Source organism: Pseudomonas reactans (assembly GCF_013387025.1).
Classification (GTDB): domain Bacteria; phylum Pseudomonadota; class Gammaproteobacteria; order Pseudomonadales; family Pseudomonadaceae; genus Aquipseudomonas; species Aquipseudomonas reactans.
Map to the genome: position 1 here is coordinate 34,595 of NZ_JACAQP010000028.1, position 14,690 is coordinate 49,284.

Here is a 14,690-nt window from a genome sequence, read left to right on the forward strand (position 1 = left end):
CCGCATAACGGGGCCTGTGGCTTATTGACGCACCAGGAACTTCAGGTCGCTGGGTGCATCGATCGGCAATTTCTGCACGGTTTTACCCAGCAGGCCGGTTTTGGGGTCGCGTTCGACCACCACGATTTCATTGCTTTTCTGGTTGGCGATCAGCAAGAACTTGCCGCTAGGGTCCAGGCTGAACTCACGTGGGTGGTCGCCTTCCACGGAACGGCGTTGCAGTTCCTTGAGATGTGCGGTGGCCGGATCGATGCTGAACACCAGCAGTTGATTGGCCGTGCCACGGTTGCTCAGGTACAGGAATTTGCCATCGCTGGAGGCATGCAGCGCCGCACCGGCCTTGTCGGCCACCGGTTGCCCGGCGGCGAAGTCCACCAACTGCGTCTGGGTCAGTTGGCCGTCCTTGTAGTCGAACACCGCCACCTGCGCGCTCATCTCGGTGGTCAGCCAGGCATGCTTGCCATCCGCACTGAACAGCAGGTGGCGCGGACCGCTGCCGGGCGGCAATTGCACCGAGGCCGGGTTGGCCGGGGTCAACGGCAGCTCATGGTTGGCCTTAGGGTCGTAGTGGTAGGCAAACACCTTGTCCGCGCCCAGGTCCTGCACAAACACGTATTTGCCATCCGGCGACGACACCACCGAATGCACGTGGTTGGACGCCTGGCGCTCAGGGTTGACGCGACTGGCCGGGTGCCCGCTCAGTTGCACCGGCGCCGACAGCTTGCCTGTGGCATCCACCGGCAGCACCGCCAGGCTTCCGCCCGGATCTTCCAGCACCGAATAGTTGGCGACGAACAGGTAGCGTCCATCGGCAGCCACGCTGGAATGGGTCGGCTCATTGCCCAGGCTCTGCACCTGGTTGATCAACGTCAGCTGATGGTTCTTCGGGTCGATGCTGTAGCTGCTCACCCGCCCGACCGGGTCTTTCTGGCCGGGGCCGTTCTCGTTGACCACAAACAGGTGCTTCTGGTCCTTGGAGATCGTCAGCCACGACGGATTGGCCGCCTTGGCCGCCAACACCGGCTGGCCTTGGAACTTGCCAGTGCGGCTGTCGAATTGCAGGCGATAGATGCCTTCGCTGCTGCCGGCGGTGTAGCTGCCCACCAACAGTTCATAGGTGTCGGCCAGCGCGGCTTGCACCGACATGGCACCGACACTGCCCGCCATCAGCAGGGGCCAGAATTTACGCATCATCATCCGCTTCATCCTCGTCGTTATTGTTGTCGCCCTTGATCGCGCTCAGGCAGACCAGACGATGTTCACCGTCTTCGTTGCGCAAGAGCCAGCTTTGCAAGCTGTCATCAAAGGTGGCGGCGTCCAGTTGTTCTGGACTGAACTTCCAACGCTTGAGTTCCCGGCCGTCCATGCTTTCGATCAGCAAGTGCTGGTCAAACGTGAAGTCGAAGGCGTGCAGCCCATTGATGATCAGCATGTCGCTGTCGGTCAGGGCGGTGCTCAGGTTGGGTTGCGAATCGGTCATGATGTGAAGTCACTGCGGGGGAAAAGACACATGATAGGTCAATTCCCCCGCGGTGCCTTGCGGCAATGGTCTAATCGATCAATGCGCGAAGAGTGAGTTGCCCTTCTGCCCCGCCAGTTTCTCCGGTTTGATCAGGAACCGCGCCAGCGCCGGTAGCAGCCACAGTGCGCCGAACATGTTCCACAGCAGCATGAAGGTGAGCATCAGGCCCATGTCGGCCTGGAACTTGATGGCTGAGAAGATCCAGGTGCACACGCCGATTGCCAGGCACAGGCCGGTGAACAGCACGGCTTTACCGGTGGACTTGAGCGTCTGGTAATACGCCTCTTGCAGCGGCAAGCCTGCGCGCAGGAAGCTTTCCAGGCGGCTGTAGATGTAGATGCCGTAGTCCACGCCAATCCCCACGCCCAGCGCCACCACCGGCAAGGTCGCCACCTTGACGCCGATGCCCATGAACGCCATCAACGCGTTGCCCAGCACCGAGGTCAGCACCAGCGGCAGCACGATGCACAGGGTCGCCGCCCAGGAGCGGAAGGTGATCATGCACATGGTCGCCACGCACAGGTACACCAGGATCAGGATGGTCAGCTCGGATTCCTTGATCACCTCGTTGGTGGCCGCCTCGATCCCGGCGTTACCGGCGGCGAGGATGAACTCCAGGCCGTCCTTGTTGTTTTCCTTGGCGAAGTCCTGCACCGCATGCACCGCGCGGTCGAGGGTTTCGGCCTTGTGGTCGTTGAGGAACACCAGCACCGGCGCCAGGGAGCAGTTGTTGTTGTACAGGCCATCGGCACGGGCGATGGAGTTGTTCAGCACATCCGGGTTGCGCGACAGGGTTTCCCATTTCAGGTTGCCCTCGTTCATGCCCTTGATCATTTGCTTGGACACGGTCACCAGCGAGATCGCCGACTGCACGCCCTCGGTGTTCTGCATCTTCCACATCAACTGGTCGATGGGCGCCATGGCTTCATAGCGCGAGCAACCTTCGGCCTTGGTCTTGACCATTACCACCAGCACGTCGGAACTGGTGGAGTAGTTGCTGATGATGAAGTTGTTGTCCTTGTTGTAGCGCGAGTCCGGGCGCAGTTCCGGCGCGCCTTGGTCGAGGTCGCCGATCTTGAGGTTCTGGCTGTACCAGAGACCGCCACCAAAGGCGATCAGGGCCAGGAAGATCGAGACCGGCGCGACTTTCGGGCTGGCAAATTTCGACAGCAGGCGCCAGAACGGGTGTTCGCGGTTCGCGTCTTTCTTGCTCTTGGCGATGGCGCGCTTGCTGATGCCGACGTAGGAAATCGCCACCGGCAGCAGGATCAGGTTGGTGAACACGATGACTGCTACGCCGATAGAGGCGCCGATGGCCAGTTCGCGGATCACGCCGATGTCGATGATCAGCAGCGTGATAAAGCCCACCGCATCGGCGAGGATCGCGATCATTCCCGGCAGGAACAGTTGGCGGAAGGTGCGGCGTGCAGCGGTCAGCGCGTTGTCCGCTTCGCTGGATTGCAGGGCGATACCGTTGATCTTCTGCACGCCGTGGGAAATACCGATGGCAAAGATCAGAAACGGCACCAACATCGAGTAGGGATCCAGCCCAAAGCCGGCGGCATGCATCAGGCCCAATTGCCAGACCACCGCCACCAGAGTGGTGCTCAACACTGCAATGGTGCTGCGCAGGCAGTTGGTGAACCACAGCAGCAGAACCAGGGTAATACCGAACGCCACGCCGAAGAACAACACCACCATGATCAGGCCATCGATCAGGTCACCGACTTTCTTGGCGAAGCCGACGATGTGGATCTGGACGTTGGGGTTCTGCTCCTGGAACTTGGTGCGGATCTTGTCTTCCAGTTCATGGGAGAACTTGCGGTAGTCGAGGGCCAGCAACTTGCCCTGATCCTGCGGGTCCGGGTAGGACTCCAGCAGCGGGATGTCGACGATGCTCGACTTGAAGTCGTTGGCCACCAGGCGCCCGACCTGGCCGGACTTGAGCACGTTGTTGCGCAGTTGATCGAGGCTTTCCGGCGAGCCGTTGTAGCTCTGCGGGATCACTTCACCGCCGGCAAAGCCTTCTTCGGTCACTTCGGTCCAGCGGACGCTGGGGCTCCACAGCGACTTGAGGCCCGAGCGGTCGACACCGGAGATGTAAAACACTTCGTCGTTGATTTGACGCAGGGTCTCCATGTACTCCTTCGTGAAGATGTCACCGTCCTTGGCCTCCACCGAGATGCGCACCGTGTTGCCCAGGTTCGCCAGGTCATTGCGGTGCTCCATCATCTTCTCGATGAAGGGGTGTTTGAGCGGGATCATCTTTTCAAAGCTGGTGGACGGGCGAATCAAGGTCGCCTGCCAGAACAGGAAAATACTCACCAGCAGGCAGATCACGATCACTGCCGGGCGGTTGTTGAAGATCAGGCGCTCAAGAAAGGTCGCTTTATCGTTGTGATGACTGCTCATTCTTTCCCCGCCTTCTTATTGTTTTGTAGGTTCGGCGCCATCGGCTTTAGCGACGCGAACGCCCCCCTGCCCGGCCAGAATCAAGTTGCCATTACCTGCCGCCGTGACGGACGACAGGGAAATCCGGTCCGCACGGTTGAACACACTGAAGGTCACGCCGTCGTCATGGCTGACCACCACGCTGCCGCCGTTGCCGACCACGACAATCGAGCCGTCTTCCAGCAACGTCGCGCCGGACAAACCAAACTCCAGCGCTCCCCGCGCAGCGTTCAGTTCAACTTGCTCCCAGGTGCTGCCAAAATCCGAGGACCGGTACAGGTTGCCGCGCAAGCCATAGGCCAGCAGGGTGTGCGGCTGAGCGGTGCCGATCACGCCAAACAGCGAGCCCTCGTAGGGGCCTTCGAGTTTTTCCCAGGTCTGGCCGTCGTCGCTGGAGCGGAACATGCTGCCCTGCTCGCCAACGATGAACAGGCCGGCGTCCTTGATGTGGGCAATGGCGTTGAGGTGATATTGGTCTTCGTTGTCGAGGCGGTCGCTGACGTCGTCCCAGGTCTTGCCGCCGTCGGTGGTTTCGATCAACGCACCGTAGGCGCCGACGGCCAGGCCGTGGTTGGCATCGTTGAACCACACGTCCAGCAACGGCGCTTCGCGTTTGAGGTCCTGGTACTGCTGGGTCCAGGTGGCGCCGCCGTCGGAACTGGCAAGAATCTGCGCATCGTGGCCCACCGCCCAGCCCTGCTTGTCATCGACGAAAAACACCGCCGTGAGCAACTGTCGAGTGGGGACTTTGGCTTGGGTCCAGGTGTTGCCCTGGTCATCGGAATAGAGGATGTGCCCGCGATCACCGACCGCCACCAGGCGCTTGCCCGCGTGGACCACATCGATCATCAGGCCTTTGGCGGCCTTGGGGGATTCAATCGCAAACGAGGTATCGCTGGCGGCCTGGACGGCTGCCGGTAACACGACAGCGCCAAACAGCGAGAGCGCTGCGGCCAGCATCGCAACCCTGCGTGCGGCGCGTGGGCGGCAAACAACCCAACCCATGACAGGCTCACTCATAGACCTTTCTCCCATTTATTATTGTTATCGCTGCCTTCCGGGGCCTTGAAACCTGCAATCTAGAGCGCCTGGAGGAAGCAGGGGCCATCCTATCGGGCTTTCGAATCGTCTGACAATCGGCGCTACGTTATCTTTTGTTAACTGACGCCCTTTCGTCAGCGCCTGAATATAGCTGCATTCGCGGGGCTGATCGCCGGAGCGTCAATGAATTTTTATTCCATCTATTGAAATGTGGGAATTTTTATTCCATTAATAGTGCTCCTGAAAACAATAATCCAAAGGACCACGGCGATGCGTGAACTCGGAATCGGCTTGATCGGCACAGGCTTCATGGGGCGCGCCCACGCCTTGGCCTTCAATAACGCCCGTGCGGTATTCGAACTGCCGGTACACCTCAAGCTGGCAGCACTGGCCGACGCCGACACCGAGCGCGCCCACCGCTGCGCCAAGGATTGGGGCTTTGCCCAGGCCCATGGCGACTGGCAGGCGTTGATCAATGATCCCAACGTCGACGTAGTGGCCATCACCACGCCCAACCATTTGCATTACCCCATGGCCATGGCGGCCATCGCGGCGGGCAAGGCGGTGTACTGCGAAAAACCCCTGGCCGTGAGCCTGGAACAGGCCGACGCCATGCGCCGCGCCGCCAGTACTGCGGGCGTGGTGACGCGGGTGGGCTACAACTACCAGCACAACCCGATGATCACGCTGGCGCGGCAGATGATTGCCAGCGGCGAATTGGGTGAGATCATCAGCTTCCAAGGCGAGTTCAGCGAAGACTTCATGGCTGATCCGGCCTCGCCATGGTCGTGGCGTTGTGAAGTGGAACACGCGGGCGGCGCCCTGGCGGACCTGGGCAGTCACTTGCTGTCGATGGCGCGTTATCTGGTGGGTGATGTGGCCAGCGTGTGTGCCGACACCCAGACCGTCCACGCCCGGCGACCTGCCGTCAAAGGCAGCACCGACCTTAAATCGATTGCGGTGGATGACCAAGTGCACGCCCTGCTGCGCTTCGCCAATGGCGCACGCGGTACGGTGAGCAGCAGTTGGCTCAAGCACGGGTACAAGAACCACCTGAGTTTCGAAATCAGCGGGACCCAAGGCACCTTGGCATTCGATCAGGAGCGCTTGAATGAATTGCAGGTCTGTCGCGTGGGCCAGGACGGGTTCCAGCGTTTGCTCGCAGGCCCTGCCCTGCCCGGTTATGCGGCGTTCAGCCCGGCGGCGGGCCATCAGTTGGGCTACAACGAACTGAAGACGCTGGAGGTGCAGGAGTTGATCCTGGCGCTGGCCGGTCAAGGTGCGGATGGCACTGACTTTGAGGCAGCGTGGGAAGTGGAGCGGTTGGCGACGGCGATTCGCGTGGCGGCCAAAGAGGAGCGCTGGGTAACCGTGAACTCACTCTAAAATCCACCACAAAACTTTGTGGGAGCTGGCTTGCCTGCGATGACGGTGTAACAGGTACACCGCTATCGCAGGCAAGCCAGCTCCCACATTTGGATCACCTAAACCTTCAAATTAGCGCAGTGCCCGGCGCAGAACTTTACCGACGGTGGTCTTGGGCAACTCAGTAGTACGGAACTCCACGTACTTCGGCACCTTGTACCCCGTCAGGTACTCCCGGCAATGCGCAAGGATCTGCTCCTGGGTCAGGCTCGGGTCCTTGCGCACCACGATGATCTTGACCTTCTCCCCGGTCACGCCATCTTCCACACCAATCGCCGCCACTTCGGCCACACCAGGGTGCAGCGCCACCACGTCCTCGATTTCATTGGGGTACACGTTGAAGCCGGAGACCAGGATCATGTCCTTTTTCCGGTCGACCAGGCGGATAAAGCCGCGCGTGTCCATCACGCCGATATCCCCGGTCGACAACCACCCTTCGGCATCCAGCACCTCGGCAGTGGCCTCCGGACGTTTCCAATAACCTTGCATCACTTGCGGCCCGCGCACCTGCAGTTCGCCCTGCTCGCCAATCTCAGCCAACTCACCGTCTTCGCGGATAAACCGCACCCAGGTCGAGGGCAATGGCACGCCGATGCTGCCGGTGAATTCCATCTCGCGCATGCGCGCAATGTTGATCGGGCTGATGCTCACCACCGGCGAGCATTCGGTGAGGCCGTAGCCTTCGATGATCGGCAGCCCGGTGACTTCCTTCCAGCGCTTGGCCACCGCCGTGTGCGTGGCCATGCCGCCGGCGATCACCATGCGCAGGTCGGAAAAGTCCCGTGCGCAGAACTCCTTGTTCTCGAGCAAGCCGTTAAACAAGGTGTTGACCCCGGCAATCCCGTTGAAGCGCTCCTTGCGCAGGATCATCTGCACGCGCTTCACGTCCCGTGGGTTGGCGATCAGGATGTTGCGCCCGCCCAGGCACATGAACATCAGGCAATTCACCGTCAGGGAAAAGATGTGGTACAGCGGCAACAAGGTGACGTTGGTTTCCTGCTTGTCCTGGTCCAGTTGGTCGCCAACCCAGGCCTTGGCTTGCAGCAGGTTGGCGATGATATTGCGGTGACTGAGCATCACGCCCTTGGCATCGCCGGTGGTGCCGCCGGTGTATTGCAAAAAAGCCAGGTCGTCGAGGTGCATCTCCACCGGGAAATGAGTGAGCGCCCGCCCCTGTTTCAGCACCTGGTTGAAGCGCAGCGAGCCGCGCAGATTGAACGCTGGCACCTGCTTTTGCACGCTACGCAGGATGAAGTTCATCGCCGCGCCTTTGAATGTCCCCAGCAAATCGCCGATGGCCGCGATTACCACACGCTTGACGCTGCTGCCGGTGATGACTTTTTCCAGGGTGTGGGCGAAATTCTCGAAGATCACCACGGTTTCCGCGCCGCTGTCCTTTAGCAGGTGCTTGAGCTCATGGGAGGTGTACAGCGGGTTGACGTTGACCACCACCGCGCCGGCCAGGATCGTACCCAACAGGCAAATCGGATACTGCAAGCAGTTGGGCATCATCAGCGCGACACGATCACCCTTCTTGACGCCCTGCCCCTGCAGCCACGCGGCAAAGGCATAACCTTGCACCTGCCAGTCGGCGTAGGTCATTTCGGTGCCGATGCTGACGTACGCCACCCGCTCGCGGAATTTTTCCAGGTGCTCCAGGAACACCTCGCGCAGCGACGGGTAGTCCTCGATAGCGGCGTCGATATCCGCCGGGACGCCGGGCAGGTAAGCGTTCAACCAGATCCGTTCGGCTTGCTCCAGGCTTACAGCGTTCATGGCAGTCTCCTTGTTGTTGTTTTTGATAGCGCTACTTTTCGACGATGGCGGTAATGCCCAGCCCGCCCGCCGCGCAGATGGAAATCAGGCCGCGCCCGCCGCCGTTCTCATGGATGATCTTGGCCAGTGCCGCCAACTGCCGGCCACCGGTGGCGGCGAAGGGATGGCCGCAGCCGAGCGAGCCGCCGTTGACGTTCATCTTCGCGCGATCGATGGTGCCCAGAGGCGCTTCCAAGCCTAGACGCTCGCGGCAATAATCGGGGTCTTCCCAGGCCTTGAGCGTGCACAACACCTGGGCCGCAAAAGCTTCATGGATCTCGAAGAAGTCGAAATCCTTGAAGCTCAGGCCTTCGCGTTTGAGCATGCGCGGCACTGCATAGGCAGGCGCCATCAGCAGGCCTTCGGTGCCGTCGACAAAATTCACCGCTGCGGTTTCGCCGGTACGCAGGTAGGCCAGCACCGGCCAGCCGTTGGCGGCTGCCCATTCTTCGCTGGCCAGCAACACTACCGAGGCGCCATCGGTCAGGGGGGTGGAGTTGCCGGCTGTAAGGGTGCCGTTCTGGCGGTCGTAGGCTGGAGACAGGCCAGCGAGCTTTTCCAGGCTGGCATCGGCGCGCAGGTTGTTGTCCCTGGCCAGGCCGCGATGGGGGCTGATCAAGTCGTCGAAGAAGCCGCGCTTGTAGGCCGCATCCAGGCGCTGATGGCTGGTGAGGGTCAACTCATCCTGGGCCAGGCGCTTGATCTGCCAGCGCTTGGCCATTTCTTCGCAGTGTTCGCCCATGGACAGGCCAGTGCGCGGCTCGCCGTTGCGCGGCAGCAATGGCTTGAAGAACATCGACGGACGAACCTTGAGCAACGTCTTCAACTTGTCGCCCATGCCCTTGGCACGATTGGCGGCGAGCAAGGTGTGGCGCAGGGATTCATTGATACCGATGGGCGCGTCGGAGGTGGTGTCGGATCCCCCCGCAATGCCCACCTCGATCTGCCCGAGGGCAATCTTGTTCGCCACCAGCAATGCCGCCTCCAGCCCGGTGCCGCAGGCTTGTTGCACGTCGTAGGCCGGCGTATCCGGCGACAAGGTGGTGGACAGCAACGACTCACGGGCCAGGTTGAAATCCCGCGAGTGCTTGATCACCGCCCCGGCGGCAAACTCACCGAGGCGTTGGCCGTGCAGGTTGTAGCGGTCGACCAGCCCTTGCAGCGCGGCGACCAGCAAGTCCTGGTTGCTGTCGTGGGCGTACACCGTGTTGGAGCGAGCAAACGGGATGCGGTTGCCGCCGATGATCGCGACGCGGCGGACCGGGGCCGGGTTGAAGCTGTAGTCACTCATTCCAGGTTCTCTTTCCAGATGAAAAGGCCACGCATATGGGGTTTGTCGCCGGCGAAATTGCGCACTTCGAACTCGCGGCGCGGGGTGGTCACCGGATGACTCCACAGCGCGACCTGGCCGGGCAGGAAGATCGGCAGCTTGAAGTCACAATGGGCCTCGGCCTGGTCCAGGCCGCCGGGCGGTTGCTGGGCGGCGAGCGCACGGCCCAGGGTCCACATGCCATGGGCGATAGCACGGCGAAAGCCGAAGAGCTTGGCGCCGATCAGCGAGGTGTGGATCGGGTTGAAATCCCCCGACACCTTGGCAAAACGCCGGCCCAGGTCGGCGGGCAACACCCAGCGCTGGGTGCGCAGCAAGCCCGCCTCCTGCAAGGGCAACACGTCACCCCACGGTTCGCCAGCCGGGTCCTTGACGTCCCGGCGCAGGTACAGGCTGTCGCTTTCCCACACCAGCGTGTCGGCACCGTAGGCACGGGTGGCGATGCTCAGCGCCTGGCCCTTGGGATGGGCGACCCAACGCTCGCAATACACCTCAATGCGCAACGCCTGGTCTTCGTGCAAGCGTTGGTGCTGACGGATGCGATTGGCTAGGTGCACCATGCCGCTGGCCGGGTACGGGAAGCTGGGGCGCGTCAGCAGCATCAAGTGCAAAGGGAACGCCAGCACATGGGGATAGGACAGCGGCACCCCCTGCTCGCGGCGAAAACCACAGGCACGACCATAGGCGGCGATGTCGGCGGCAGACAACGCCACTGCCGAACGCACCAGGCGTTCCGCGGGCAGCACAGGCGCACCGTCGAGCTTGGGTTTGCGCAGGGCGCGTACGCCATCCAGCAGCAAGCGGCTGCGTGAAGGCGGCGGATCAATGATCTGCGTCACGTAGTCCATGGCTCAGGCTCCCAGCAGGCTTTGGCCGCACACCCGTACGACTTGGCCGTTGACCCCGCCGGACGCCGGATGCGCCAGCCAGGCGATAGTTTCGGCCACGTCGATCGGCTGCCCGCCCTGGGACAGCGAATTCATGCGCCGCCCGGCTTCACGGATCATCAGCGGGATCTTGGCGGTCATCTGGGTTTCGATGAACCCCGGCGCCACCGCATTCACCGTCACTTGCTGCGCCGCCGCACGCGGTGCCAGGCCCTGCACCAGGCCGATCACACCGGCCTTGGAGGTGGCGTAATTGCTTTGTCCGAGGTTGCCGGCGATGCCGGAAATCGACGAGACACAGACAATTCGTCCTCCAGGATTCAGGCCTTGGCTATCCAATAACGCATTGCTGAGCTGTAACGGCGCTTCGAGATTCACCGCCAGTACGCTGCGCCACGCGGCCTCGGTCATTTTGGCGATGGTCTTGTCGCGGGTGATCCCGGCGTTGTGCACCACCACGTCAAAGGCGCCGTATTGGCTGAAATGGGCTTGCAGCAGTGCGGCTGCGTCCGTCGCGGTGATGTCCAGGGGCAGCGCGGAACCGCCGACGCTGTCCGCCGCCTGTTGCAACGCTGCCTGGGCCTGGGGCACATCCACGCACACCACGTGCGCGCCGTCCCGCGCCAACACCTGGGCAATCGCCAGGCCGATGCCACGGGAGGCGCCGGTGACCAGGGCGCGACGGCCGGCGAAGGGTTTGTCCCAATTGACCGTGACTGGGCCGTCCACCGGTTTTTCCAGGCGCACCACCTGCCCCGACACATAGGCCGAACGGCGCGACAGGAAGAAACGCAAGCTGCTGTCCAGCGCGTCTTCGGCACCCGGCGCCACGTAGATCAACTGCACGGTGATCGCCCGGCGCAATTCCTTGGCCAGCGAGCGCACCAAGCCTTCAAGGGCACGCTGGGCAATGGCCTGGGGCAAATCCTGGCAATGCTCCGGCGCAGTGCCGAGCACCACCACGCGGCCATGGTGGCCAAGACGCTTGGCGTTGGCGTGGAAGAACACATACAGCTCGTCCAACTGTTGCAGGTCGGCCACGGCGCTGGCGTCAAACACGGCGCCCTGCACTTTCACCGTAGACGGCGCCTTGAGCGTGGCCGGGGTAGCACTGACAGTGTCCGTTGCCGCGAAGATCCGCTGCACCTCGCCAGCCAGGCGCCCTGCCCCGGCAACGATCACCGGGTTGGCCAAGCCCTGCTGGCCGCTGCGATGACGTTGCAGTGGCAAGGGTTGCGGTAAGCCGATGGCCTGGGCCAGGCGACGGCCCCAGGCGGAATTGACGAAAGAAAGGTAGCTGTCACTCATAGGTACATTCACTCACAACACATTCTGACCGTGTAAACCCGATCCCATGTGGGAGCTGGCTTGCCTGCGATAGCGGTGTGCCAGGTGTACCGCTATCGCAGGCAAGCCAGCTCCTACATTCGAACCGTGTTTCTCCTAATTCACCGAGGCGTTTTCGCTTTGGCTGGTGCGACGTTTCGCCGTCGGCTCCAGCGCTTGCTTGCGCTGCTGCAACGCCTCCAGCAAACCGAAGTCCTGCGGAAAGTCATCCACCTGGATGCCGTGGTCGGCGTATTCCACGTAGCGGCCGAGCAAGGTGTCTTCGTCATCGCTGATCAGGTCCAGCGCCCGCGCCTTGACGCGCCAGGCGGTGAAGGCCGTGGCGGAGATGGGCATCGGTTCGATCAGGCCCTGCTTCACGGCGGACTTGAGCCGGGCGTCGATCAGCTCAACCTGCGGCAGCAGGCGGAAACCCAGTTCGCCGTAGGCCAACTTGTCAATTTCCGGACGTGGGATGTAGGAATTGGCCAACAAGCGGTCGCGGGTTTCGCCCGGTGTCTGCACCACGTCGGCCACTTGGGCCAGCAGACGGTCCGACGGTTTGCGCAGTGGGATCCCAAACGGAAAGGTCAGGCCACGCAGCACCGCTGCGGCAGGTTTCGAGGGGTAGTTATCGAGCACTTCCGCCAGCGCTTCGTGGGCCCGCAGCAACGCGTCCTGGGCCGCCCAGTGCACCAGCGGCAGATCCGCCTGGGGCCGGCCATCGTCTTCAAAACGCTTGAGCACGCAGGACAGGATGTACAACTGCGACAGAATATCGCCCAGGCGCCCGGTGATACTTTCCTTGCGCTTGAGGGCACCGCCCAGCACGCCCATGGAAATGTCCGAAATCAGCGCGAGTACCACTGACAGACGATTGGCCTGGCAGTAGTAGGACGCCAGCGCGGGGTCGGTCTTGGCCGGGGCAGAAATCAACCGGCCTCCTGTCAGGGAATGCACCGCAGCACGGACGGTATTGGCCAGCACAAAGCTCACGTGGCCGAACATGGCGCTGTCGAAGGCTTCCAGCGCTTGACGCTTGTCCGGGTTGCGCGCCGCTTCCATCTCACGGAATACATAGGGATGGCAGCGGATCAGGCCCTGACCAAAGATGATCAGGCAACGCGTCATGATGTTCGCGCCTTCCACCGTAATGGCAATGGGGCTTTGCTGGTAGGCACGGGCCAGGAAGTTGTTGGGGCCCATACAGATGCCCTTGCCGGCAACGATGTCCATGCCGTCATTGACGATGATCCGCGCACGCTCGGTGACGTGGTACTTGGCAATCGCCGAGATCACCGAGGGTTTCTCACCCGCGTCCAGGGACGCCACCGACACCTTGCGCACCGCATCGCAGGCATACAGATGCCCAGCCATGCGCGCCAAAGGTGCCTGCACCCCTTCGAACTTGCCGATGGGCAGGCCGAACTGTTTGCGCATTGCGGCATAGGCGGTGGTGCCGCGCACCGCCACCTTGCCCAGGCCGACGTTGGCCGACGGCAAGGAAATCGCACGGCCGGCGGCCAGGCACTCCATCAACATGCGCCAACCGTTGCCGACTTGCTCGCGGCCGCCAATCACCCACTCCAGCGGGATGAAGACATCCTTACCGGTAGTAGGACCGTTCTGGAATACCGCGTTCAGCGGCCAGTGACGGCGGCCGCTGTTCACGCCCGGATGGGACGTCGGGATCAGCGCGCACGTGATGCCGAGTGAACCGGGAGCGCCGAGCAACCCATCCGGGTCTTCTGCGCGAAACGCCAGGCCAAGCACCGTGGCAATCGGGCCCAGGGTGATGTAGCGCTTGTCCCAGGTCACACGGAAGCCCAGGACTTCCTCGCCTTCATGGGTACCTTTGCAGACGATGCCCAGGTCGGGAATCGCCCCGGCATCAGAACCGGCATACGGGCTGGTCAGCGCAAAACACGGGATGTCTTCACCCCGGGCCAGGCGCGGCAGGTAGTAATTGCGCTGGGCATCGGTGCCGTAATGCAACAGCAACTCGGCCGGCCCGAGGGAATTGGGCACCATCACCGAAATCGCCGCCGCCGAACAACGCGTCGACAGCTTCATCACCACCTGCGAGTGCGCGTAGTGGGAGAAGCCTTTGCCGCCGTATTGCTTGGGAATGATCATGCCGAGGAACCCGGCCTCCTTGGTGTACTGCCAGCCTTCGGGCGACATGTCCTGCCACACCTGGGTGGTTTCCCAGTCGTTGGCGATGTCGCACAGGGTTTCCACTTCGTTATCGAGGAAGGCTTGTTCTTCGGCGCTCAGGCTGGCCGGTGCGGCTTGCAGCAAGCGCTGCCAGTCGGGCTTGCCGCTAAACAACTCGGCGTCCCACCACACGGTGCCGGACTCGATGGCGGCGCGCTCAGTGTCCGACATTGCCGGCATGATCGTACGAAACAAGCCCAAGGCCTTGCTGGTCAGCAAGGTGCGGCGCAGGGGTTTGATCGTCATCAGCAGCGCGGGCGCGACCACCAACACCGCCGCGACAGTGGCGCCGAACCCGGCAACCACGTTGAGCCAGTAACCCGCTACCAGCCAGACCAGGCCTGCACCCAACCAGTGAAGGGCAACGGCCTGTCGATACGCCAGGGCAATCGCAGCTGCGAAACCCACCAATAACCAGATAACCATGGGATACCTCTACTTGATTCAGGGCAAGGCTTGGATGCGGCAGGTCGGAATGACCCGCGACGTAAAACCACCTTACAAACTCGGGAGCACAAATTAAAATATTATTTTAAATTTTTATTTAATTTACAGGCAAAAAAAATAGCCGCTGAACCCGTCAGCCAGATTTCAGTGGGCCGTTGGAATTGGAACGGGTCGCATGGGCGACCCGTCGATGCGGTAAACCCGCGGAGCAACAGAAAGATGCGCTGAC

At 61.9% G+C, this 14,690-nt stretch carries 10 protein-coding genes; 1 reads left to right on the plus strand and 9 read right to left on the minus strand.

The annotated features are described in order from the left end of the window. Positions 1 to 21: 21 nt before the first annotated feature. The 4 genes from HX793_RS23025 to HX793_RS23040 form a co-directional block, all read right to left on the minus strand. Positions 22 to 1,197 (minus strand): lactonase family protein, encoded by a 1,176-nt coding sequence (locus tag HX793_RS23025; protein ID WP_177096593.1) that lies wholly within the window; start codon positions 1,195 to 1,197, stop codon positions 22 to 24. Beyond that, a complete protein-coding gene (locus HX793_RS23030) occupies positions 1,184 to 1,480 on the minus strand; it encodes a DUF5629 family protein (RefSeq protein WP_177053139.1) in 297 nt (98 codons plus the stop codon). The genes HX793_RS23025 and HX793_RS23030 overlap by 14 nt, the downstream gene beginning before the upstream one ends. 78 nt (positions 1,481 to 1,558) lie before the next feature. Further along, positions 1,559 to 3,934 (minus strand): efflux RND transporter permease subunit, encoded by a 2,376-nt coding sequence (locus HX793_RS23035; protein WP_033902391.1) that lies wholly within the window; start codon positions 3,932 to 3,934, stop codon positions 1,559 to 1,561. 15 nt (positions 3,935 to 3,949) lie between these two features. Then, complete coding sequence (locus tag HX793_RS23040) at positions 3,950 to 4,978, minus strand: WD40/YVTN/BNR-like repeat-containing protein (RefSeq protein ID WP_177096616.1); 1,029 nt, start codon at positions 4,976 to 4,978, stop codon at positions 3,950 to 3,952. 306 nt (positions 4,979 to 5,284) lie between these two features. Here HX793_RS23040 and HX793_RS23045 point away from each other — a divergent pair, with 306 nt between their 5' ends. Further along, positions 5,285 to 6,400, plus strand: a complete 1,116-nt coding sequence (locus HX793_RS23045) for a Gfo/Idh/MocA family protein (protein ID WP_177096591.1) — start codon at positions 5,285 to 5,287, stop codon at positions 6,398 to 6,400. A gap of 111 nt (positions 6,401 to 6,511) precedes the next feature. Here HX793_RS23045 and HX793_RS23050 read toward each other — a convergent pair whose 3' ends face one another. The 5 genes from HX793_RS23050 to HX793_RS23070 all read right to left on the minus strand — a co-directional run bounded on the left by HX793_RS23050 (position 6,512) and on the right by HX793_RS23070 (position 14,440). After that, positions 6,512 to 8,215, minus strand: coding sequence for an AMP-binding protein (locus tag HX793_RS23050; RefSeq protein WP_177096590.1), 1,704 nt, complete (start codon positions 8,213 to 8,215; stop codon positions 6,512 to 6,514). 31 nt (positions 8,216 to 8,246) lie between these two features. Next, positions 8,247 to 9,545 carry an acetyl-CoA C-acetyltransferase gene (locus HX793_RS23055; RefSeq protein ID WP_016980188.1) on the minus strand — a complete coding sequence of 433 codons (1,299 nt, stop codon included), beginning with the start codon at positions 9,543 to 9,545 and terminating at the stop codon, positions 8,247 to 8,249. Continuing rightward, positions 9,542 to 10,432 carry a MaoC/PaaZ C-terminal domain-containing protein gene (locus HX793_RS23060; protein WP_177053137.1) on the minus strand — a complete coding sequence of 297 codons (891 nt, stop codon included), beginning with the start codon at positions 10,430 to 10,432 and terminating at the stop codon, positions 9,542 to 9,544. The genes HX793_RS23055 and HX793_RS23060 overlap by 4 nt, the downstream gene beginning before the upstream one ends. Before the next feature lie 3 nt (positions 10,433 to 10,435). After that, on the minus strand, positions 10,436 to 11,779 hold the full coding sequence (locus HX793_RS23065; RefSeq protein ID WP_177053136.1) for a 3-oxoacyl-ACP reductase: 1,344 nt from the start codon (positions 11,777 to 11,779) through the stop codon (positions 10,436 to 10,438). 135 nt (positions 11,780 to 11,914) lie between these two features. Continuing rightward, complete coding sequence (locus tag HX793_RS23070) at positions 11,915 to 14,440, minus strand: acyl-CoA dehydrogenase (RefSeq protein WP_177053135.1); 2,526 nt, start codon at positions 14,438 to 14,440, stop codon at positions 11,915 to 11,917. Between the last annotated feature and the right edge of the window lie 250 nt (positions 14,441 to 14,690).